This window comes from Amycolatopsis sp. CA-211722 (genome assembly GCF_056828465.1).
Genome location: NZ_CP184752.1, coordinates 2,968,430 through 2,987,087, shown reverse-complemented (window position 1 = coordinate 2,987,087; position 18,658 = coordinate 2,968,430). Strand labels below are relative to the sequence as shown.

Here is an 18,658-nt window from a genome sequence, read left to right as displayed (position 1 = left end):
CGGGGTGTTCGGTGCCGTCAGGACGTCAGTCCTTCTTGCTGTCCGCGTCCGCGGCGGGGGCCTCAGCGGCCTCGTCGGCGGCGGGAGCCTCGGTGGCCTCCGGAGCCTCGGTGGCGGCCGTGTCGGCAGCCTCAGGGGCGTCGGTGGTCTCCTCGGCGGCCGGAGCGGCAGCCTTCGGCTCGTCCTTGGCGAACTTCGTCTTGCGCGCGGCCTCGGCCTCGGCGGTGACGGTCTTCTCGGACACCAGCTCGATGACGGCCATGGGGGCGTTGTCGCCCTTGCGCGCCATCGTCTTGGTGATCCGGGTGTAGCCACCCGGACGCTCCGCGAAGAACGGACCGATCTCGGCGATCAGCTTGTGCACGACGTCCTTGTCGCGCACGACGCGCTGGATCTGACGACGGTTGTGCAGGTCGCCCCGCTTCGCCTTCGTGATCAGCTTCTCGGCCAGCGGGCGCACCCGCCGGGCCTTCGCCTCGGTCGTCGTGATCTTGCCGTGCTCGAACAGCTGGGTGGCCAGGTTGGCCAGGATCAGCCGTTCGTGCGCGGGCGACCCGCCGAGACGGGGTCCCTTTGTGGGGGTGGGCATCGGTTCTCCTCGTTCAGCTCACAGCTGAAGGCCGGCGCTCCCCCACCCGACCGGTGAGGGAGCCGTAGCTGGCCTTACAGCTGCTCCGTCTCTGCGTAGTCCTGGCCATCGTCGTGGCCGTTGTCCGAAATTCCGTCCGTGATGCTGTCGACGCCCTCGGACCAGCCTTCACCGTCGTAGCTGGCCGCGGCCGCGGTCGGGTCGAACCCGGGCGGGCTGTCCTTCAGCGCGAGGCCGAGACCGACGAGCTTGAGCTTGACCTCGTCGATCGACTTCGCACCGAAGTTGCGGATGTCCAGCAGGTCGGCCTCGCTGCGCGAGACCAGTTCGCCGACGGTGTGGATGCCCTCGCGCTTGAGGCAGTTGTACGACCGGACGGTGAGGTCCAGGTCCTCGATCGGCATCGCGTAGGCGGCGATGGTGTCCGCCTCCTGCGGCGACGGGCCGATCTCGATGCCTTCGGCGTCGACGTTCAGCTCGCGCGCGAGACCGAACAGCTCCACCAGCGTCTTACCGGCCGACGCGACAGCGTCCCGCGGCGTGATCGACGGCTTCGTCTCCACGTCCAGGATCAGCTTGTCGAAGTCGGTGCGCTGCTCGACACGGGTCGCCTCGACCTTGTAGGTCACCTTCAGCACCGGGGAGTAGATGGAGTCGACCGGGATCCGGCCGATCTCCGCGCCCGCCTGCTTGTTCTGCAGGGCCGGAACGTAACCGCGGCCGCGCTCGACGACGAGCTCGATCTCGAGCTTGCCCTTGCCGTTCAGCGACGCGATGTGCAGATCCGGGTTGTGCACGGTGACACCGGCCGGGGGCACGATGTCGGCGGCGGTGACCTCACCGGGGCCCTGCTTGCGCAGGTACATGGTGACCGGCTCGTCCTCTTCCGAGGAGACCACGAGCTCCTTGAGGTTCAGGATGATGTCGGTGACGTCTTCCTTCACCCCGGGAACGGTGGTGAACTCGTGCAGCACGCCGTCGATGCGGATGCTCGTCACGGCCGCGCCCGGAATGGACGACAGCAGCGTGCGCCGCAGCGAGTTGCCGAGCGTGTAGCCGAAGCCGGGCTCCAGCGGTTCGATGGTGAACCGGGAGCGGGTCTCGTTGACCGTCTCTTCGCCGAGAGCCGGTCGCTGGGAAATCAGCATCTTTCCTAATTCCTTTCCAAACGGCGCCCGCCATATGACACCGAAAGGGATGGCGAAGCGGCGGCGCACTCCGGGCGCCGCCGCCCGTGCCCACATCGGGCCGGGGAAACCCCGGCCCGATGATGGATCACTTCGAGTAGAGCTCGACGATCAGCTGTTCCTGGACCGGAACATCGATCTGAGCGCGCTCCGGGAGCTGGTGGACCAGCACACGGAGGTTGGACGGAACGACCTGGAGCCACGCGGGAACGGGACGCTCGCCGAAGGACTCCTTGGCCGCGACGAAGGGCAGCATCGCGAACGACTTCGGCCGCACGTCGATGATGTCCCACTTCGTGACCTGGTAGGACGGGACGTTGACCTTGACGCCGTTGACCAGGAAGTGGCCGTGGCTCACCAGCTGACGCGCCTGACGGCGGGTGCGGGCGATGCCGGCGCGGTAGATCACGTTGTCCAGCCGGGACTCGAGGATCTGCAGCAGGTTCTCACCGGTCTTACCGGGACGCCGGACGGCTTCCTTGTAGTACCGGACGAACTGACGCTCGAGAACGCCGTAGGTGTAGCGAGCCTTCTGCTTCTCCTGCGACTGCAGGAGGTACTCGGACTCCTTGATGCGCCCGCGGCCGTGCTGGCCCGGCGGGTAGGGGCGACGCTCGAAAGCCTGGTCGCCGCCGATGAGGTCAACCTTGAGGCGACGCGAAATACGCGTCGCGGGGCCGGTGTAACGAGCCATTTCTTCTTACTCCTCCCCGTTCCTCAGACCCGGCGCCGCTTGGGCGGGCGGCAGCCGTTGTGAGGCTGCGGGGTCACGTCCTGGATGGTGCCGACCTCGAGGCCGGCCGCCTGCAGCGAGCGGATCGCCGTCTCGCGACCCGAACCCGGGCCCTTCACGAAGACGTCGACCTTCTTCATGCCGTGCTCGGCAGCCTTGCGGGCGGCGTTCTCGGCGGCCATCTGCGCGGCGAACGGGGTGGACTTACGCGAGCCCTTGAAGCCCACGTGACCACTCGACGCCCACGCGATCACGGCACCGGTCGGGTCCGTGATCGAGACGATGGTGTTGTTGAAGGTGCTCTTGATGTGCGCGTGACCGTGCGCGACATTCTTCTTTTCCTTACGGCGGACCTTCTTGGCCCCCGCCGCAGTACGAGACTTCGGTGGCATGTTCTGAGGGTTCTCCTGTTAGCGCGCGTTCTCTTGGTGAGCGGCGACCGCTTCTGCCTGGCCGCGCCGGATGATCGAACCGGCGTCGGTGTACAGGTTGCGGAGCGCCATCGGGCGGGCGTAGAGCGCCTTGGGCGAGACACAAGCCGAGCCGCGGCGGTGGACGCCGCCCATACGCACGACCTTCTTGCCCTGGACGCTCACTTCTTGCCAGCCTTCTTCTTGCCGGCGACCGTCTTCTTCGGACCCTTGCGGGTGCGGGCGTTCGTCTTGGTGCGCTGACCGCGGACGGGAAGTCCGCGACGCCAGCGAAGGCCCTCGTAGCACCCGATCTCGATCTTCCGACGGATGTCGGCGTTCACCTCGCGGCGAAGGTCACCCTCGACCTTGAAGTTCTCCTCGATGTAGACCCGCAGCTTGGCGAGGTCGTCATCGCTCAGATCCTTGACGCGAGTGTCCGCGTTGAGCTCGGCAGCCGCGATGAGCTGCTTCGAGCGGGTACGGCCGATGCCGTAGATGTAGGTCAGCGCGATCTCCAACCGCTTTTCGCGGGGGAGGTCTACGCCAGCGAGTCGTGCCATTGGCGTTGATGCTCCTTCATAGAATTCATCTTCAGGTCTGCTCCCCGTCCGGTCCCGGGACCGACTCGCCTGTCGTGCCCTCTGCTCGCGCTTCGGGTGTCCCGGCCTCGGCCTGAAGTCCGAGGGTGAACCGGGCCGTTCGCACGGCCCGGCAGGTGCGGGGAGATTGTGTAGCCGTCAATCCACTCTGAACGAGTGCGAGTGATCAGCCCTGCCGCTGCTTGTGCCGCAGGTTTTCGCAGATCACCATGATCCGGCCGTGACGGCGGATCACCTTGCACTTGTCGCAGATCTTCTTGACGCTCGGCTGGACCTTCACGTCTCCTGCTCTCCTGCTTGTGCTAACTCGTCGTGATCACTTGTAGCGGTAGACGATGCGACCACGTGACAAGTCGTAGGGCGAGAGCTCCACGACAACCCTGTCCTCGGGCAGGATGCGGATGTAGTGCTGCCGCATCTTGCCGCTGATGTGTGCAAGGACCTTGTGGCCGTTCTCCAACTCGACGCGGAACATCGCGTTGGGGAGCGGCTCGACTACGCGGCCTTCGACCTCGATGGCCCCGTCTTTCTTGCCCATGTCCTCCGCATTTCCTGTCGCTACACTGTGTGATCAGTCAAAGCTTGAGTGCTTGGCTGGGTGGTGCATCGGCACACTCCTGCCCGGGTCCAATGTCCGTTCGCGAGAGTTCACGAGCGCGCAGGATCCGGGCGCGATGAGTACACCGACTTGACAGTGTACGCAACCCGTGTCGTGAGCCCCAAACGGGGGTGACTGTGTTAGGTGCCCCGTCGAGCCCGCCTGATGCGGCCTTCTCCATCGTACGCCCCCGCCGACCTGCGTTTCGCGGGCTAAACGCGATCCGGCGGGGCTGTGACCTGGGGCCTTCGGCGGGCGAGGTGTACCCGATGGGAGGCAGCGGGCGGGCGCCGCGACGGATAACCCGGGCGCCAGGCCGACCTGCGTTTCGCGGGCTAATCGCGCTCTGCGAGGCCCGTTCGCCTTTAGCGGGCTAAACGCGATCCCAGGGCGCACCTGCGTTTCGCGGGCTAAACGCGATCCGGGGGGCGAAGGGCGAGGTCAGGCGTCTTCGGGGGCGGTCAGCACCCACGGGCCGTCGTCGGTGATCGCGACGGTGTGCTCCCAGTGCGAGGCCCGCGAGCCGTCGGCGGTCACGACGGTCCAACCGTCCTCGAGCTCGACGGTCTCCCCGCCACCACCGGTCAGCATGGGCTCGATAGCGAGCGCCATCCCGGTCTTGAGCCGAGGCCCCTTGCCCGGTTTGCCCAGGTTCGGCAGGAACGGGTCCATGTGCATCTGGCGGCCGATGCCATGGCCGCCGTACTCGACGATCATTCCGTACTCGACGCCGTCTTCCCGACCGGCTTTCTCGGCCGCGGTCTGCACCGCGTGTGAGATGTCCGTGAGCCTGCCACCCGACGCCACCGCGGCGATCCCCGCCCACATCGCCGCCTCGGTGGCGGCCGAGAGCGCGAGATCCGCCTTCGACACCTCGCCGATCGCGAGAGTGACCGCCGAGTCGCCGTGCCAACCGTCGAGGATGGCACCGCAGTCCACCGAGATGATGTCGCCGTCGTTCAGAACCTGCGTCTTCGACGGGATACCGTGGACGATCTGCTCGTTCACCGAAGCGCAGATCGACGCCGGGAAGCCGTGATACCCCTTGAACGAGGGCACCGCGCCGGCGTCACGGATCGTCTGCTCGGCGAGCTCGTCGAGATCGGCCGTGGTCACCCCCGGCTTGGCGAGCTCACGCACCGCGGTGAGGGTGCGCCAGACCACCAGTCCGGCGGCCCGCATCGCCTGAAGCTCGCCAGGGGTCTTGATTTCGATCATGCGCCCACGACGAAGCCGTTGCAGTACACGCAGTCCTCCGAGATTCACGTGCGGTCGCGCAGCGCTTCCAGCACGCGGGCGGAGATCTCGTCGACCGAACCGACGCCGTCGACCGAGACCAGGATGTCCGAGTAGTACTCGAGCAGCGGAGCGGTCTCGGACACGTAGATCTGCTGACGGCGGCGGATGACCTCTTCGGTGTCGTCCGAACGGCCGCGGGACAGCAGCCGATCGACGACGACGTCTTCCGAGACCTGGAGCTGGATGACCGCGTTGAGCTTGGTGTCGACCTCGCCGAGAATCTCACCGAGGACGTCGGCCTGCTTCGTGTTGCGAGGGAACCCGTCGAGCAGGAAGCCGGCCTTGGCGTCGGGTTCGGCGAGGCGCTCGCGCACCATCTCGTTCGTGACCGAGTCAGGCACGAGTTCGCCGGAGTCCAGGTAGCGCTTGGCTTCCTGGCCCAGCGGCGTCTGCTCGCCCACGTGGGCGCGGAACAGGTCGCCGGTCGAGATGTGCGGGATCCGGAGCTTCTCCGACAGTGCTACCGCCTGAGTACCTTTGCCCGCGCCAGGAGGGCCAACGAGAACCAGGCGCGTCACTTCAAGAACCCTTCGTAGTTACGTTGCATCAGCTGGCTTTCGATCTGCTTCACGGTGTCGAGACCGACACCGACCATGATCAGCACAGCCGTGCCACCGAACGGGAAGTTCTGGTTGTTCCCGCTGCCGGTGACGGACAGGAAGAAGTTCGGAAGGATCGCGATGATGCCCAGGTACAGCGAGCCCGGCAGGGTGATCCGGCCGAGGACGTAGCTGAGGTACTCCGCGGTGGGTCGGCCCGGGCGGATACCCGGGATGAAGCCACCGAACTTCTTCATTTCTTCCGCACGCTCGTCCACGTTGAACGTGATCGTGATGTAGAAGTACGTGAAGAAGATGATCAACGCGAAGTACAGCAGGACGTGCGCCCAGCTGGACTGGTTGACGATGTAGTTCTGGATGAAGACCTGCCAGCCCGCGTTGCTGTTGGCGTCGCCGACGAGGCGGCTGATCAGGTCCGGCAGGTAGAGCAGCGACGAGGCGAAGATGACCGGGATGACACCGGCCTGGTTCACCTTGATCGGCAGGTAGGTCGACGTCCCGCCGTACATGCGGCGGCCGATCATGCGCTTGGCGTACTGCACCGGGATCCGGCGCTGGCCCTGCTCGACGAAGATGACGCTGGCGATGATCACCAGGCCGAACACACAGATCAGGGTGAAGACCACCGGGCCGGCGCTGCTGAGGATGTTGCCACCCTCGATCGGGATCCGGGCCGCGATGTTCAGGAAGATGAGGACGGACATGCCGTTGCCGACGCCGCGCTCGGTGATCAGCTCACCCAGCCACATCATGACGGCGGTACCGGCGGTCATCGTGATGACGATGATGGCCAGCGTGTAGACGCTGTTGTCCGGGATGATCGCGGTGTCGCACTGCGGGAAGAGCTGCTTGCGGTCGGCGAGTGCCACCACACCGGTCGCCTGCAGGACCGCGAGGGCGATCGTCAGGTACCGGGTGTACTGCGTCAGCTTGCCCTGGCCGGCCTGGCCTTCCTTCTTCAGCTCCTCGAACCGCGGGATGACCACGGTGAGGAGCTGGACGATGATGCTCGCCGTGATGTACGGCATGATGCCGGTCGAGAACAGCGACAGCTGCAGCAGCGCACCGCCGCTGAACAGGTTCAGCAGCTGATAGACGCCCTCCTGCGACCCGGTCTCCGTACATTGCTGCACGGCGGAATACGAGATGCCCGGGGCCGGGATGGTGGCACCGATTCGGTAGACCGCGACGATGGCTAGCGTGAACAGGATCTTCTTACGTAGATCCGGCGTCGCTAGAGCCGAGCGGAAGGCGCTGAGCACGCGGGGAACCTCCTCGGCGTCGTCGGCTGTCTTACCGACGATCGGCTTGGCCGGCCTGGGGCCGGCGGGAACACACAGCTTTCTGGCACAAGCCAGGAACGCTTCGGGGCACACTCGTCCCGAAGCGTGTCGCCGACTCTAACAGCTTCACAGGGCGTGTCCGCAGTGCGTGTGGGTTTTCCGGACGAAGGTTGGTTCGCGGGGTTGATCGACGACCGCTTCTCGCTCCGGAACCTTGACAGATCGCCTTGGCGTTCCCCACTTTTTCCGGCCCCGGATCGCGATTAGGGGGCTAAACGCACCGTGATCAGGAGCTCGAAGTGGCGAGCGCGCCCGCCATGCCGAGAAGTACGGCGCCGGTGCCGCGGTCGACGTTTCGAGTCGCCCGGCGAGACAGCCGGAGCGACTTCACGAGCGCGCCCGCGCCGATGTAGGTCGCGCCCGCCACGAACTCGGCGAGCAGGTAGACGGCGCCGAGAATCGCGATCTGGGCGGGAAAGGAGCCGTGAGCTGCGTCGATGAACTGCGGTACGAACGCCGTGAAGATGAGGATCGCCTTCGGATTCGTGATCGCGACGACGAATTCCTTCCTCGCGATCCGGAGCGCGGGTACGGACTCGGTGCCTCGCGGCGCCTGGACCAGCGCGGTTCCGCCGCCTCGGAACGTCGACCACAGCAGGCGCCCGCCGATCCAGACCAGGTAGGCGACGCCGGCCCATTTGATCACTGTGAGTGCAAGCTCCGACGCTGCGAGGAGCTGTCCGAGCCCGGCGGCGACGGTCGCGATCAACACCGTGAATGCGGCCAATCGGCCTAACAGCCCGGCGAGGCCTTTCCAGGCACCCTGTGTCATGCCGTGGTGCATGCCGAGCAGATTGTTCGCCCCTGGCGTAAAAGCCACGAGGACCGCCGCTCCGAAAAAGACCAGTGCCCAAGTCATCGGCCACCTCCTCCCCCACCGTATCGGCGGCCGCGAGCGCGTTTAGCGGGCTAATCGCGCTCTTTCGCGCCAGAATCCGGCGGAGGCGCGAAAGCGGAGTAGTCCGGTTTCTCCGGCTGAGGCTCCGGCGGAAGGATCGCGATGGAGATGCCGTCCTTCGGTGTGGGCATGTCCGCGAGACTCGGGTCGCCGCTCATCGGGACTTCGTCGTCCTGGACGCGGTGGCTGACGACGGCAGCTCCGACCGCCGCGACGACCGCGGCGAAGAGGGCCCACATACCCGCGCCCAGTGCCGTCGTCGTCTCGATGGACTCGCCCATTATGGGTCCGAAACTCAAAGTGGTGGCGGTCGCGACGACTCCGGTGAGGAACACCGCCGCGACGGTGGTGACCCATCGGTCCAAAGCGCCCGGGCGCCGCAGGCGGGAGGCACGGGCACTGACGATCACGGCCGCCAGAAGGATCGCCGCGGCGACCAGGACCGGGATACCGACAGGTGTGGACGGTGCGCTGAAAGGGGGATTATTCGACTGAAGGACCTTCGTGTCCCACGCACTTTGAACGAACACGACCACGACGGCGTCGCTGCGATCGAAAGAAAACCGATGCTCGATATTGAAGAACGGGAAGAGGCAGCCCAGGACCGCGAGCAGCATGGCCAAAGCGGCCAGTCCCGCTGCGACGAGCCTGCGGGGCTCAGGCCGGCCCGGCCGTACCGGCTCGCCCACAGGGTCAGTGGGCCCGGAAATCGACACGATCACCGGCGGGGCGGCCGGCTGCTGAGGGGGCTGCGGATCCGGTCCGGGAGGTGTGGCCACCTCGTGATCCTCCCAGCACAGGGCCCCTTCCGCCACGCCCCGCGTCTCCAGCATCAGATCGCGTTTAGGGGGCTAAACGCAGGTCGGGGGCTGGACGGCCTGTCCGCGCCGGGATCGCGTTTAGCCCGCGAAACGCAGGTCGGGGGCCGGGCGGGCTGCCCGCGCCGGGATCGCGATTAGGGGGCGAAACGCAGGTCGGCGCGCCAGCGTCCGCCCGAGGGCCGGATCGCGTTTAGCCCGCGAAACGCAGGTCGGGTGAGCGCAAGCGAAAGGCCCGCCGGGCGGAGCCGGGCGGGCCTTTCGGTGAAGCGAGCGAAGAAAGCTCAGAGCGTGGTGGCGGAGCCACCGGCAGCGGAGAGCTTCTCCTTGGCGGAGCCGGAGAAAGCGTCGGCGGTGACGTCCAGCTTGACGCCGTTCAGGTCACCGTTGCCGAGCACCTTCACGAGCTTGTTCTTGCGAACAAGCCCCTTCGCGACGAGCTCCTCGTTGCCGACCTTGCCACCCTCCGGGAACACGCGGGCGATGTCGCCCAGGTTCACCGGCTGGTACTCGGTGCGGAAGCGGTTCTTGAAGCCGCGAAGCTTCGGGAGCCGCATGTGGATGGGCATCTGCCCACCCTCGAAACCGGCGGGCACGTTCTTCCGGGCCTTGGTGCCCTTGGTACCGCGACCGGCGGTCTTGCCCTTCGAGCCCTCACCACGGCCGACGCGGATCTTGTCGCGCTTCGCGCCCGGAGCCGGACGAAGGTGGTGGATCTTGATGGCAGTCATGCCTTGACCTCCTCGACCTCCACCAGGTGGCGGACGGTGTGGATAAGGCCGCGCACCTCGGGAGTGTCATCACGCACGACGCTCTGGCGGATCTTGCGCAGCCCGAGGGTGCGCAGCGACTCGCGGTGAGCGTGCTTCGTGCCGATCTTGCTCTTGACCTGGGTCACCTTGAGCTGAGTCATGGTCAGACCCCCTGACCCGCGCGCTGACGCAGCATGCGAGCCGGAGCGACGTCCTCGAGCGGGAGACCGCGGCGGGCCGCGACCTCTTCGGGACGCTGCAGACCCTTCAGGGCCGCCACGGTCGCGTGCACGATGTTGATCGCGTTGTCGGAGCCGAGCGACTTCGACAGCACGTCGTGGACGCCCGCGCACTCCAGCACCGCGCGCACCGGGCCACCGGCGATGACACCGGTACCGGCCGAGGCCGGACGGAGCAGCACGACACCGGCGGCTTCCTCACCCTGGATGGGGTGGGGGATGGTGCCGGCGACGCGGGGAACGCGGAAGAAGTTCTTCTTCGCTTCCTCGACGCCCTTGGCGATGGCCGCGGGAACTTCCTTGGCCTTGCCGTAGCCGACGCCGACCTGACCGTCGCCGTCACCGACGACCACCAGGGCGGTGAAGCTGAAGCGACGACCACCCTTGACGACCTTGGCGACGCGGTTGATCGTCACGACCTTCTCGAGGTGCGGGGTCTTCTCCTGGCCGGCCCCGCCACGGCCGCTGTCGCGCCGGTCCCGGCGGTCGCGACGGTCATTGCGGTCGTTGCCGCCCTGTCCGCCGGGTCCGCCCTGGCCGCCGCCGAATTGCCGTGTACGTCCCGGCATCAGGCTTTCCTTCCATTCACGAGCATCTGCTGCATCAGAACTCCAACCCCGCCTCGCGGGCAGCGTCGGCGAGCGCCGCGATGCGGCCGTGGTAGGCGTTGCCACCACGGTCGAACACCACGGTCGAGACACCGGCGTTCTTGGCGCGGGCGGCGACGAGTTCCCCGACCTTGGCGGCCTTGGCCTTCTTGTCGCCTTCCAGCGCGCGGACGTCCGCCTCGAGGGTGGACGCCGACGCCAGGGTCTTGCCGGCGAGGTCGTCGATCAGCTGCACGGCGATGTGCCGCGACGAACGCTTGACGACCAGGCGCGGACGCTGGTCCGTGCCGTTGATCTTCTTGCGAAGGCGGAAGTGCCGACGGGCCTTCGCGACGCGGCGGCGGGTCGAGATGTCCTTGCCGACCGGCTTGCGCTTCGTAGTCGTGTCGCTCATGATCACTTACCCGTCTTTCCGACCTTGCGGCGGATCTTCTCACCCTCGTAGCGCAGGCCCTTGCCCTTGTACGGGTCCGGGCGGCGCAGCTTGCGGATGACCGCGGCGATCTGGCCGACCTTCTGCTTGTCGATGCCCGAGACCGAGAACCGGGTGGGGGTCTCGACCTTGAAGGTGATGCCTTCCGGAGCCTCGATCTTCACCGGGTGGCTGTAGCCGAGGGCGAACTCGAGGTCCGAGCCCTTGGCCTGCACGCGGTAACCGACACCGTGGATCTCGAGCTTCTTCTCGTAGCCCTCGGTCACACCGACGACGAGGTTGTTGACCAGCGTCCGGGTGAGACCGTGCAGGGCACGGCTGGTGCGCTCCTCGTCGGGCCGCTTGACCTCGAGAGTGCCGTTTTCGGCCTTCTCGACGGTGATCGGCTCGGCGATGGTGTGCTCAAGGGTGCCCTTGGGCCCCTTGACCTTGATCAGCTGACCATCGATGGTCACCTCGACCCCGGAGGGGACGGCGACCGGCAGCTTTCCAATGCGTGACATGTCTTTGCCCCCTTCCTTACCAGACGTAGGCGAGGACTTCGCCGCCCACGCTGTTTCGCTTGGCCTGACGGTCGGTCTGGAGGCCGGACGACGTCGAGATGATCGCGACGCCGAGGCCACCGAGAACGGACGGCAGTTCGGTCGATTTTGCGTAGACCCGCAGGCCGGGCTTGGACACGCGGCGGAGGCCGGCGATGCTGCGCTCACGGTTGGGGCCGTACTTCAGCTCCACGACGAGGTTCTTGTGCTTCTCGCCCGGCTCGTCGCGGTAGCCCGAGATGTAACCCTCGCGCTTGAGGATCTCGGCGATGTTCGCCTTGATCTTCGAGTGGGGAAGCACGACCTCGTCGTGGTAAGCCGAGTTCGCGTTACGCAGACGGGTCAAGAAGTCTGCGATGGGGTCGGTCATCGTCATGGTGACCTGTCAACCTTTCTCGCCCTGGTTCCCCGCACTCACTGCAGGGCCTGTGGCGAAGTGGGAGTTAAAAAAGACTCTTACCAGCTGGACTTGCGGACGCCGGGCAGCTCGCCCGCGTGTGCCATCTCGCGAAGGCAGATCCGGCAGAGCCCGAACTTGCGGAACACCGAGTGCGGGCGACCGCACCGCTGGCAACGCGTGTAACCGCGCACCTTGAACTTCGGCGTCTTCGCGGCCTTGTGGACCAGTGCTTTCTTGGCCATCGACTCAGTTCTCCTTGAACGGGAAGCCGAGCTTGCGAAGCAGCGCGCGGCCCTCGTCGTCGGTGTTGGCGGTGGTGACGACAGTGACGTCCATACCGCGCGGGCGGTCGATGGCGTCCGGGTCGATCTCGTGGAACATCGACTGCTCGTTGAGACCGAACGTGTAGTTGCCGTTGCCGTCGAACTGCTTCGGCGAAAGCCCGCGGAAGTCACGGATACGCGGCAGCGCGATGGTCAGCAGCCGGTCGAGGAACTCCCACATCCGGTCGCCGCGCAGCGTGACGCGCGCACCGATCGGCTGGCCCTCACGCAGCTTGAACTGCGCGATGGACTTGCGAGCCTTGCGAACCTCGGGCTTCTGCCCGGTGATCGCGGCCAGGTCGCGGATGGCGCCTTCGATCAGCTTGCTGTCACGGGCGGCGTCGCCGACACCCATGTTCACGACGACCTTGACGACGCCCGGGATCTGGTGGACGTTCTCGAAGGAGAACTCCTGCTGGAGCTGCCCCTTGATCTCCTCGCGGTACCGCACCTTGAGGCGCGGGGCGATCTTCTCTGCGGTGGTCATGATCAGATGTCCTTACCGTTCCGGCGCGAGACCCGGACCTTCTTGCCGTCCTCGCCGATGCGGTAGCCCACCCGGGTCGGCTTGCCGTCGGAGTCGACGACCATCACGTTCGAGACGTGGATGGGCGCTTCCTGCGTGACGATGCCGCCGGACTGCGCGCCGCGCTGGGTCTGGGAGATCCGCGTGTGCTTCTTGATCCGGTTGACGCCCTCGACCAGCACGCGCTCGCGCTCGGGGTAGGCCTGGATGACCTTGCCCTTGGCACCCTTGTCCTTGCCGGCGATGACGACGACCGTGTCGCCCTTCTTCACCTTCATGCTCTACAACACCTCCGGCGCGAGCGAAATGATCTTCATGAACTTTCGGTCGCGCAGCTCGCGGCCGACCGGCCCGAAGATGCGGGTGCCGCGGGGCTCATTGTCGTTCTTGATGAGCACAGCAGCGTTCTCGTCGAAGCGGATGTAAGAACCGTCCGGACGACGGCGCTCCTTGCGCGTGCGAACGATGACCGCCTTGACGACGTCACCCTTCTTCACGCCGGCGGCCGGCATGGCGTCCTTCACGGTGGCGACGATGATGTCGCCGATGCCCGCGTAGCGCCGCCCCGAGCCACCGAGAACGCGGATGCAAAGGATCTCCTTCGCGCCCGTGTTGTCGGCAACCCGAAGCCGCGACTCCTGCTGGATCACGTCTACTCCTGTATGTCGCGCTGGTTCTCGCGATGAACCGCGAGCCTTGCGGAACTAAGGGACTCTTGAAGAGCCCTACTTACTTGGCCTTCTCCACGATCTGCACCAGACGCCAGCGCTTGGTCGCCGACAGCGGGCGGGTCTCCATCAGGGTGACCCGGTCGCCCACGCCCGCCTCGTTGTTCTCGTCGTGCACCTTGACCTTGCTGGTGCTGCGGAGAACCTTGGCGTAACGACGGTGCTTCTTGCGGTCTTCGAGCTCGACCACGATCGTCTTGTTCATCTTGTCCGAGACGACATAGCCCTCACGGACCTTACGGTCGTTGCGGCCGGCCGCCTCGGTGGGCTGCTCGCTCATGCGGCACCTTCACTCTCGGCGTCAGGGGAAACGGACAGGCCGAGTTCACGCTCGCGCATGACCGTGTAGATCCGCGCGATGTCCGTGCGGACGGTGCGCAGACGGCGGTTGTTGTCGAGCTGTCCGGTCGCCATCTGGAAGCGGAGGTTGAAGAGCTCCTCCTTGTATTCCTTCAGACGCAGAACGAGCTCTTCCGCGGTGAGCTCACGCAGCTCCGATGCCTGGGCGGCACCTGCCTTCGCCATCAGAACTCACCACCTTCACGGGTCACGATGCGGCACTTCATGGGCAGCTTGTGGATCGCGCGACGGAGCGCCTCGCGGGCGGTCTCCTCGTTCGGGAACGAGATCTCGAACATCACGCGGCCCGGCTTCACGTTGGCGATCCACCACTCGGGCGAACCCTTACCGGAACCCATGCGGGTTTCCGCCGGCTTCTTGGTCAGCGGGCGGTCCGGGTAGATGGTCGTCCACACCTTGCCGCCACGCTTGATGTGACGCGTCATGGCGATACGAGCGGACTCGATCTGCCGGTTGGTCACGTAGCTGTGCTCAAGCGCCTGGATGCCGTACTCGCCGAAGTTCACCTTCGTACCGCCCTTGGCGGCACCGTGGCGCTTCGGGGAGTGCTGCTTCCGGTGCTTGACCCTGCGCGGGATGAGCACGTGTCAGCCCTCCGTCTTTTCTGCAGTCTCAGCAGCCGGGGCCTCGGTGGCCGTGTCGCCCTTGGGAGCGTCGCCGCTCTTCGCGGCGGCGGCGGCCCGGCCGGCTTCGGTCGAGGTCGGCGTCGTGCCCGACGCGCCGGAGCGGCGCGGGCGGGACGGACGGTCACCACGGTCACGGCGCGGGGCGCGCTCGGCGGCCGCGGCGGCGTCACGCGCCTCCTTGGCCTTGAGGCCACCCACGAGCTCGCCCTTGTAGATCCACACCTTCACGCCGATGCGACCGAACGTCGTCTTGGCCTCGAAGAAGCCGTAGTCGATGTCGGCGCGCAGCGTGTGCAGCGGGACGCGGCCATCGCGGTAGTGCTCGGAGCGGGACATCTCGGCACCGCCGAGACGACCGCCGCACTGCACGCGGATGCCCTTGACCTGCGGCGAACGCATGGAGGTCTGGATCGCCTTGCGCATCGCGCGGCGGAACGCCACACGGTTGCTCAGCTGCTCCGCGACACCCTGAGCGACGAGCTGGGCGTCGGCCTCGGGGTTCTTGACCTCGAGGATGTTCAGCTGGACCTGCTTGGCGGTCAGCTTCTCCAGCGCGCCGCGGATGCGGTCGGCCTCCGCGCCGCGACGGCCGATGACGATGCCCGGCCGGGCGGTGTGGATGTCGACGCGGACCCGGTCACGGGTGCGCTCGATCTCGACCTTGGAGATCCCGGCGCGCTCCATGCCCGTGGACAGCAGCTTCCGGATCTTGACGTCCTCGGCCACGTACTCCGCGTACTGCTTGTCGGCGTACCAACGCGACTTCCAGTCCGTGGTGATACCCAGGCGGAAGCCGTGCGGGTTGATCTTCTGGCCCACTACCGGCCACCTGCCTTCTTCTTGCCCTGTGCCTTCTTGGCCTCGGCCTTGGGACGCGACTCCACCTCGACGGTGATGTGGCTGGTCCGCTTGCGGATCCGGTACGCGCGGCCCTGGGCCCGCGGACGGATACGCTTGAGGGTCGGGCCCTCGTCGGCGTAGGCGTTCTTGACCCAGAGGGTGTCCGGGTCGAGATCGAGGTTGTTCTCGGCGTTGGCCACGGCGCTGGCGAGCACCTTCGCGACCGGCTCGCTTGCCGCCTGCGGGGCGAACTGGAGCACGGCCAAGGCGTCGGCGGCGCTACGTCCCTTGATCAGCTCGATCACCCGGCGCACCTTGGTAGGCGAGTCCCGGACGAAGCGAGCCCGCGCGTAAGCCGTCGGCAAAGCCTCGGCCACGTCGTTCTGGGCGTTCATCGCTAGATTCCTTGTTCTCTCGTGCCCGCTCAGCGGCGGCGCGACTTGCGGTCGTCCTTGATGTGGCCCTTGAAGGTCCGAGTCGGCGCGAATTCGCCCAACTTGTGACCCACCATCGCCTCGGTGACGAACACCGGGACGTGCTTGCGGCCGTCGTGCACCGCGATCGTGTGACCCAGGAAGTCCGGGATGATCGTGGAGCGACGCGACCACGTCTTGATCACGGTCTTCTTGCCCGACTCGTTGAGAGCGTCCACCTTCTTGAGCAGGTGGTCGTCCACGAAGGGGCCCTTTTTGAGGCTACGTGGCATGTTCTTCTACCTCCCTGCTCAGCGCTTCTTGCCGGTACGCCGGCGGCGGACGATCATGGCGTCGGAAGCCTTGCGGCGGCGGGTGCGGCCTTCGGGCTTACCGTTCGGGTTCACCGGGTGGCGACCACCGGAGGTCTTACCCTCACCACCACCGTGCGGGTGGTCGACCGGGTTCATGACGACACCACGGACGGTGGGACGCTTGCCGCGCCAGCGGTTACGGCCCGCCTTGCCCCAGTTGATGTTCGAGTGCTCAGAGTTGCCGACCTCGCCGATGGTGGCGCGGTTGCGCACGTCGACGTTGCGGATCTCGCCCGAGGGGAGACGAAGCTGGGCGTACGGCCCGTCCTTCGCCACCAGCTGCACCTTGGCACCGGCGGACCGCGCCATCTTCGCGCCGCCACCGGGGCGGAGCTCGATCGCGTGGATCACGGTGCCGACCGGGATGTTGCGCAGCGGCAGGTTGTTACCCGGCTTGATGTCGGCGCGGGGGCCGTTCTCGACCGTGTCACCCTGCTTGAGCTTCTCCGGGGCGATGATGTAGCGCTTCTCGCCGTCGGCGTAGTGCAGCAGCGCGATCCGAGCGGACCGGTTGGGGTCGTACTCGATGTGCGCGACCTTGGCGGGAACGCCGTCCTTGTCGTTCCGGCGGAAGTCGATCAGCCGGTACGCGCGCTTGTGGCCACCGCCCTTGTGCCGGGTGGTGATCTTGCCGCTGGAGTTACGGCCGCCGGACTTGCTCAGCGGACGCAGCAGCGACTTCTCCGGGGTGGACCGAGTGATCTCGGCGAAGTCGGAGACGCTGGAACCGCGACGACCCGGGGTCGTCGGCTTGTACTTGCGGATGCCCATGTGTCAGCTCAGTCCTTTACGCGGTGGGTCCGCCGAAGATCTCGATCGGCTTGCTCTCAGCCGAAAGAGTCACGATGGCGCGCTTGGTGTCCTTGCGCTTGCCGAAGCCGGCGCGAGTCCGCTTACGCTTGCCCTGGCGGTTGGCCGTGTTGACGCTGACCACCTTGACGCCGAACACCTTCTCGACCGCGATCTTGATCTGGGTCTTGTTGGCGTCCGGGCGGACGATGAACGTGTACTTGTGGTCCTCGAGCAGCCCGTAGGACTTCTCGGAGATCACCGGCGCGAGCAAGATGTCGCGGGGATCGGGGATGGCGATCGCACTCACTGCTCGTCACTCCCTTCAACCTCGCTCGACCGAGCCGAAGCCTTCGCGCCCTTGCCCCGGACGGGGCCGGCGACGAACACGTCGTAAGCGGCCTTGGTGAACACCACGTCGTCGTTGACCAACACGTCGTAGGTGTTGAGCTGGTCGGGCGTGATGATGTGGACCTCGGCCAGGTTGCGCACGGAGTTCCAGCCCAGCTCGTCGTCGCGGTGCAGGACCACGAGAACGCGCTTGGCCTGGGTCACCGCGGCGATGGCGGCCTTGGCGGACTTGGTGGACGGCTTCTCGCCGGTCACCAGTTCGGTGATGACGTGCAGCTGTCCGGCACGGGCCCGGTCGGAGAGGGCGCCACGCAGGGCGGCGGCCTTCATCTTCTTCGGGGTCCGCTGGGTGTAGTCACGCGGCGTGGGGCCGTGGACGACACCACCGCCGACGAACTGCGGCGCGCGGGTCGAACCCTGGCGGGCACGGCCGGTGCCCTTCTGGCGGTACGGCTTCTTGCCACCACCGCGGACTTCACCGCGGGTCTTGGTGTCATGCGTGCCCTGGCGCGCGGCGGCCAGCTGGGCCACCACGACCTGGTGCATGAGGGGCACGTTGGCCTGCACGTCGAAGATCTCCGAGGGGAGCTCGACCGTGCCGTCGGCTTTACCGGCCGGGGTCTTCAGCTCGACGCTGGTCATGTTCAGTTACCACCCTTCGCGGCGCTGCGAACGAACAGCAGGCCGCCCTTGGGACCGGGCACGGCGCCCTTGATCAGCAGCAGGCCGTCCTCGGCACGCACCGCGTGCACGGTCAGGTTCTGCGTGGTGACCCGGTCGTTGCCCATCCGGCCCGCCATGCGCAGGCCCTTGAAGACGCGGCCCGGGGTGGCGCAGCCACCGATCGAGCCGGGCTTGCGGTGCACGGCCTGGGCACCGTGGCTCGCGCCCTGGCCCTTGAAGCCGTGACGCTTCATGACACCGGCGTAGCCCTTGCCCTTGCTGGTACCGGTCACGTCGACCTCGATACCGGCCTCGAACACCTCTGCGGTGATCTCCTGGCCGACCTCGTAGGTCTCGGCGTCGGTGGTACGCAGCTCGGCAAGGTAACGGCGCGGGGTCACGCTCGCCTTGTCGAAGTGGCCGGTGCGCGGCTTGTTCACCCGGCGCGGGTCGACCGCGCCGAAAGCCAGCTGCACGGCCTTGTAGCCGTCGTTCTCCTGGGTCCGAACCTGGGTGACCACGTTCGGCCCGGCCTGGACGACGGTCACCGGGACGACCCGGTTGTTCTCGTCGAAGACCTGGGTCATGCCGAGCTTGGTGCCCAGGATGCCCTTCACTTGCCTGTCAGACATGAGTCTCTTACTCTCCGCCGCT

General features: G+C 66.6%; 33 protein-coding genes. All 33 read right to left on the bottom strand.

Annotated elements, in window-relative coordinates; genetic code table 11:
* Positions 1-25 precede the first annotated feature (25 nt).
* Positions 26-589 carry a 50S ribosomal protein L17 gene (rplQ, locus tag ACOCEP_RS14760; RefSeq protein ID WP_482337784.1) on the bottom strand — a complete coding sequence of 188 codons (564 nt, stop codon included), beginning with the start codon at positions 587-589 and terminating at the stop codon, positions 26-28.
* 74 nt (positions 590-663) lie between these two features.
* Complete coding sequence (locus tag ACOCEP_RS14755; protein ID WP_005166811.1) at positions 664-1,737, bottom strand: DNA-directed RNA polymerase subunit alpha; 1,074 nt, start codon at positions 1,735-1,737, stop codon at positions 664-666.
* Between the two features lie 127 nt (positions 1,738-1,864).
* On the bottom strand, positions 1,865-2,470 hold the full coding sequence (gene rpsD / locus ACOCEP_RS14750; protein WP_007031054.1) for a 30S ribosomal protein S4: 606 nt from the start codon (positions 2,468-2,470) through the stop codon (positions 1,865-1,867).
* A 23-nt stretch (positions 2,471-2,493) separates the two neighbouring features.
* Positions 2,494-2,901, bottom strand: coding sequence for a 30S ribosomal protein S11 (gene rpsK / locus ACOCEP_RS14745; RefSeq protein ID WP_004558885.1), 408 nt, complete (start codon positions 2,899-2,901; stop codon positions 2,494-2,496).
* An 18-nt stretch (positions 2,902-2,919) separates the two neighbouring features.
* Entirely contained in the window at positions 2,920-3,105 is a 186-nt protein-coding gene (locus tag ACOCEP_RS14740) for a hypothetical protein (protein ID WP_005166807.1), read from the bottom strand.
* Complete coding sequence (gene rpsM / locus ACOCEP_RS14735; RefSeq protein ID WP_005166805.1) at positions 3,102-3,482, bottom strand: 30S ribosomal protein S13; 381 nt, start codon at positions 3,480-3,482, stop codon at positions 3,102-3,104. Before rpsM ends, ACOCEP_RS14740 begins: the two co-directional genes overlap by 4 nt.
* Before the next feature lie 205 nt (positions 3,483-3,687).
* Complete coding sequence (gene rpmJ / locus ACOCEP_RS14730) at positions 3,688-3,801, bottom strand: 50S ribosomal protein L36 (RefSeq protein ID WP_004558882.1); 114 nt, start codon at positions 3,799-3,801, stop codon at positions 3,688-3,690.
* Positions 3,802-3,837: 36 nt separating this feature from the next.
* On the bottom strand, positions 3,838-4,059 hold the full coding sequence (gene infA / locus ACOCEP_RS14725) for a translation initiation factor IF-1 (protein ID WP_005166804.1): 222 nt from the start codon (positions 4,057-4,059) through the stop codon (positions 3,838-3,840).
* A 501-nt stretch (positions 4,060-4,560) separates the two neighbouring features.
* Positions 4,561-5,337 (bottom strand): type I methionyl aminopeptidase, encoded by a 777-nt coding sequence (gene map, locus ACOCEP_RS14720; RefSeq protein ID WP_482337780.1) that lies wholly within the window; start codon positions 5,335-5,337, stop codon positions 4,561-4,563.
* A gap of 44 nt (positions 5,338-5,381) precedes the next feature.
* Positions 5,382-5,936 (bottom strand): adenylate kinase, encoded by a 555-nt coding sequence (locus tag ACOCEP_RS14715; protein WP_478262716.1) that lies wholly within the window; start codon positions 5,934-5,936, stop codon positions 5,382-5,384.
* Complete coding sequence (gene secY, locus ACOCEP_RS14710) at positions 5,933-7,240, bottom strand: preprotein translocase subunit SecY (RefSeq protein ID WP_126733351.1); 1,308 nt, start codon at positions 7,238-7,240, stop codon at positions 5,933-5,935. The genes ACOCEP_RS14715 and secY overlap by 4 nt, the downstream gene beginning before the upstream one ends.
* 307 nt (positions 7,241-7,547) lie before the next feature.
* Entirely contained in the window at positions 7,548-8,180 is a 633-nt protein-coding gene (locus ACOCEP_RS14705) for a LysE family translocator (RefSeq protein ID WP_482337777.1), read from the bottom strand.
* A 50-nt stretch (positions 8,181-8,230) separates the two neighbouring features.
* Positions 8,231-8,998: a hypothetical protein gene (locus ACOCEP_RS14700; protein WP_482337775.1), complete on the bottom strand. Its 768-nt coding sequence runs from the start codon at positions 8,996-8,998 to the stop codon at positions 8,231-8,233.
* Positions 8,999-9,321: 323 nt separating this feature from the next.
* The gene (gene rplO, locus ACOCEP_RS14695) at positions 9,322-9,768 is read right to left on the bottom strand and encodes a 50S ribosomal protein L15 (RefSeq protein WP_037314680.1); all 447 of its coding nucleotides are present in this window, start codon (positions 9,766-9,768) and stop codon (positions 9,322-9,324) included.
* Positions 9,765-9,950, bottom strand: a complete 186-nt coding sequence (gene rpmD / locus ACOCEP_RS14690) for a 50S ribosomal protein L30 (protein ID WP_007031047.1) — start codon at positions 9,948-9,950, stop codon at positions 9,765-9,767. Before rpmD ends, rplO begins: the two co-directional genes overlap by 4 nt.
* Positions 9,951-9,952: 2 nt before the next feature.
* A complete protein-coding gene (gene rpsE, locus ACOCEP_RS14685) occupies positions 9,953-10,597 on the bottom strand; it encodes a 30S ribosomal protein S5 (RefSeq protein ID WP_007031046.1) in 645 nt (214 codons plus the stop codon).
* 34 nt (positions 10,598-10,631) lie between these two features.
* Positions 10,632-11,030, bottom strand: a complete 399-nt coding sequence (gene rplR / locus ACOCEP_RS14680) for a 50S ribosomal protein L18 (protein ID WP_007031045.1) — start codon at positions 11,028-11,030, stop codon at positions 10,632-10,634.
* 2 nt (positions 11,031-11,032) lie between these two features.
* Positions 11,033-11,572 carry a 50S ribosomal protein L6 gene (gene rplF, locus ACOCEP_RS14675; RefSeq protein ID WP_482337773.1) on the bottom strand — a complete coding sequence of 180 codons (540 nt, stop codon included), beginning with the start codon at positions 11,570-11,572 and terminating at the stop codon, positions 11,033-11,035.
* 16 nt (positions 11,573-11,588) lie between these two features.
* A complete protein-coding gene (gene rpsH / locus ACOCEP_RS14670) occupies positions 11,589-11,987 on the bottom strand; it encodes a 30S ribosomal protein S8 (protein ID WP_007031043.1) in 399 nt (132 codons plus the stop codon).
* An 80-nt stretch (positions 11,988-12,067) separates the two neighbouring features.
* Positions 12,068-12,253: a type Z 30S ribosomal protein S14 gene (locus tag ACOCEP_RS14665; RefSeq protein ID WP_005166789.1), complete on the bottom strand. Its 186-nt coding sequence runs from the start codon at positions 12,251-12,253 to the stop codon at positions 12,068-12,070.
* Between the two features lie 4 nt (positions 12,254-12,257).
* Positions 12,258-12,821, bottom strand: coding sequence for a 50S ribosomal protein L5 (gene rplE / locus ACOCEP_RS14660; protein ID WP_007031042.1), 564 nt, complete (start codon positions 12,819-12,821; stop codon positions 12,258-12,260).
* Between the two features lie 2 nt (positions 12,822-12,823).
* The gene (gene rplX, locus ACOCEP_RS14655; protein ID WP_005166786.1) at positions 12,824-13,138 is read right to left on the bottom strand and encodes a 50S ribosomal protein L24; all 315 of its coding nucleotides are present in this window, start codon (positions 13,136-13,138) and stop codon (positions 12,824-12,826) included.
* A gap of 3 nt (positions 13,139-13,141) precedes the next feature.
* Positions 13,142-13,510: a 50S ribosomal protein L14 gene (rplN, locus tag ACOCEP_RS14650; RefSeq protein WP_005166785.1), complete on the bottom strand. Its 369-nt coding sequence runs from the start codon at positions 13,508-13,510 to the stop codon at positions 13,142-13,144.
* Between the two features lie 79 nt (positions 13,511-13,589).
* Positions 13,590-13,868 (bottom strand): 30S ribosomal protein S17, encoded by a 279-nt coding sequence (gene rpsQ / locus ACOCEP_RS14645; RefSeq protein ID WP_005166784.1) that lies wholly within the window; start codon positions 13,866-13,868, stop codon positions 13,590-13,592.
* Positions 13,865-14,113, bottom strand: coding sequence for a 50S ribosomal protein L29 (gene rpmC / locus ACOCEP_RS14640; RefSeq protein WP_007031040.1), 249 nt, complete (start codon positions 14,111-14,113; stop codon positions 13,865-13,867). Before rpmC ends, rpsQ begins: the two co-directional genes overlap by 4 nt.
* Entirely contained in the window at positions 14,113-14,532 is a 420-nt protein-coding gene (gene rplP / locus ACOCEP_RS14635) for a 50S ribosomal protein L16 (protein ID WP_005166782.1), read from the bottom strand. Before rplP ends, rpmC begins: the two co-directional genes overlap by 1 nt.
* 3 nt (positions 14,533-14,535) lie before the next feature.
* Positions 14,536-15,393 carry a 30S ribosomal protein S3 gene (gene rpsC, locus ACOCEP_RS14630; protein WP_192747830.1) on the bottom strand — a complete coding sequence of 286 codons (858 nt, stop codon included), beginning with the start codon at positions 15,391-15,393 and terminating at the stop codon, positions 14,536-14,538.
* Positions 15,393-15,809 (bottom strand): 50S ribosomal protein L22, encoded by a 417-nt coding sequence (gene rplV / locus ACOCEP_RS14625; protein WP_005166780.1) that lies wholly within the window; start codon positions 15,807-15,809, stop codon positions 15,393-15,395. Before rplV ends, rpsC begins: the two co-directional genes overlap by 1 nt.
* A gap of 29 nt (positions 15,810-15,838) precedes the next feature.
* A complete protein-coding gene (gene rpsS, locus ACOCEP_RS14620; RefSeq protein WP_003102083.1) occupies positions 15,839-16,120 on the bottom strand; it encodes a 30S ribosomal protein S19 in 282 nt (93 codons plus the stop codon).
* Between the two features lie 18 nt (positions 16,121-16,138).
* A complete protein-coding gene (gene rplB / locus ACOCEP_RS14615) occupies positions 16,139-16,972 on the bottom strand; it encodes a 50S ribosomal protein L2 (protein WP_005166779.1) in 834 nt (277 codons plus the stop codon).
* A 16-nt stretch (positions 16,973-16,988) separates the two neighbouring features.
* Positions 16,989-17,300 carry a 50S ribosomal protein L23 gene (gene rplW / locus ACOCEP_RS14610; protein WP_005166778.1) on the bottom strand — a complete coding sequence of 104 codons (312 nt, stop codon included), beginning with the start codon at positions 17,298-17,300 and terminating at the stop codon, positions 16,989-16,991.
* On the bottom strand, positions 17,297-17,983 hold the full coding sequence (gene rplD, locus ACOCEP_RS14605; protein ID WP_192747829.1) for a 50S ribosomal protein L4: 687 nt from the start codon (positions 17,981-17,983) through the stop codon (positions 17,297-17,299). Before rplD ends, rplW begins: the two co-directional genes overlap by 4 nt.
* A 2-nt stretch (positions 17,984-17,985) precedes the next feature.
* Positions 17,986-18,636: a 50S ribosomal protein L3 gene (gene rplC / locus ACOCEP_RS14600; protein ID WP_007031036.1), complete on the bottom strand. Its 651-nt coding sequence runs from the start codon at positions 18,634-18,636 to the stop codon at positions 17,986-17,988.
* Positions 18,637-18,658: the final 22 nt, after the last annotated feature.

Excerpts from the sequence above, each read along its gene's own strand:
- rplQ (WP_482337784.1), bottom strand. The coding sequence starts at position 589 with ATGCCCACCCCCACAAAGGGACCCCGTCTCGGCGGGTCGCCCGCGCAC.
- ACOCEP_RS14755 (WP_005166811.1), bottom strand. The coding sequence starts at position 1,737 with ATGCTGATTTCCCAGCGACCGGCTCTCGGCGAAGAGACGGTCAACGAG.
- rpsD (WP_007031054.1), bottom strand. The coding sequence starts at position 2,470 with ATGGCTCGTTACACCGGCCCCGCGACGCGTATTTCGCGTCGCCTCAAG.
- rpsK (WP_004558885.1), bottom strand. The coding sequence starts at position 2,901 with ATGCCACCGAAGTCTCGTACTGCGGCGGGGGCCAAGAAGGTCCGCCGT.
- rpsM (WP_005166805.1), bottom strand. The coding sequence starts at position 3,482 with ATGGCACGACTCGCTGGCGTAGACCTCCCCCGCGAAAAGCGGTTGGAG.
- infA (WP_005166804.1), bottom strand. The coding sequence starts at position 4,059 with ATGGGCAAGAAAGACGGGGCCATCGAGGTCGAAGGCCGCGTAGTCGAG.
- map (WP_482337780.1), bottom strand. The coding sequence starts at position 5,337 with ATGATCGAAATCAAGACCCCTGGCGAGCTTCAGGCGATGCGGGCCGCC.
- ACOCEP_RS14705 (WP_482337777.1), bottom strand. The coding sequence starts at position 8,180 with ATGACTTGGGCACTGGTCTTTTTCGGAGCGGCGGTCCTCGTGGCTTTT.
- rplO (WP_037314680.1), bottom strand. The coding sequence starts at position 9,768 with ATGACTGCCATCAAGATCCACCACCTTCGTCCGGCTCCGGGCGCGAAG.
- rpmD (WP_007031047.1), bottom strand. The coding sequence starts at position 9,950 with ATGACTCAGCTCAAGGTGACCCAGGTCAAGAGCAAGATCGGCACGAAG.
- rpsE (WP_007031046.1), bottom strand. The coding sequence starts at position 10,597 with ATGCCGGGACGTACACGGCAATTCGGCGGCGGCCAGGGCGGACCCGGC.
- rplR (WP_007031045.1), bottom strand. The coding sequence starts at position 11,030 with ATGAGCGACACGACTACGAAGCGCAAGCCGGTCGGCAAGGACATCTCG.
- rplF (WP_482337773.1), bottom strand. The coding sequence starts at position 11,572 with ATGTCACGCATTGGAAAGCTGCCGGTCGCCGTCCCCTCCGGGGTCGAG.
- rpsH (WP_007031043.1), bottom strand. The coding sequence starts at position 11,987 with ATGACGATGACCGACCCCATCGCAGACTTCTTGACCCGTCTGCGTAAC.
- ACOCEP_RS14665 (WP_005166789.1), bottom strand. The coding sequence starts at position 12,253 with ATGGCCAAGAAAGCACTGGTCCACAAGGCCGCGAAGACGCCGAAGTTC.
- rplE (WP_007031042.1), bottom strand. The coding sequence starts at position 12,821 with ATGACCACCGCAGAGAAGATCGCCCCGCGCCTCAAGGTGCGGTACCGC.
- rplX (WP_005166786.1), bottom strand. The coding sequence starts at position 13,138 with ATGAAGGTGAAGAAGGGCGACACGGTCGTCGTCATCGCCGGCAAGGAC.
- rpsQ (WP_005166784.1), bottom strand. The coding sequence starts at position 13,868 with ATGAGCGAGCAGCCCACCGAGGCGGCCGGCCGCAACGACCGTAAGGTC.
- rpmC (WP_007031040.1), bottom strand. The coding sequence starts at position 14,113 with ATGGCGAAGGCAGGTGCCGCCCAGGCATCGGAGCTGCGTGAGCTCACC.
- rplV (WP_005166780.1), bottom strand. The coding sequence starts at position 15,809 with ATGAACGCCCAGAACGACGTGGCCGAGGCTTTGCCGACGGCTTACGCG.
- rpsS (WP_003102083.1), bottom strand. The coding sequence starts at position 16,120 with ATGCCACGTAGCCTCAAAAAGGGCCCCTTCGTGGACGACCACCTGCTC.
- rplB (WP_005166779.1), bottom strand. The coding sequence starts at position 16,972 with ATGGGCATCCGCAAGTACAAGCCGACGACCCCGGGTCGTCGCGGTTCC.
- rplD (WP_192747829.1), bottom strand. The coding sequence starts at position 17,983 with ATGACCAGCGTCGAGCTGAAGACCCCGGCCGGTAAAGCCGACGGCACG.
- rplC (WP_007031036.1), bottom strand. The coding sequence starts at position 18,636 with ATGTCTGACAGGCAAGTGAAGGGCATCCTGGGCACCAAGCTCGGCATG.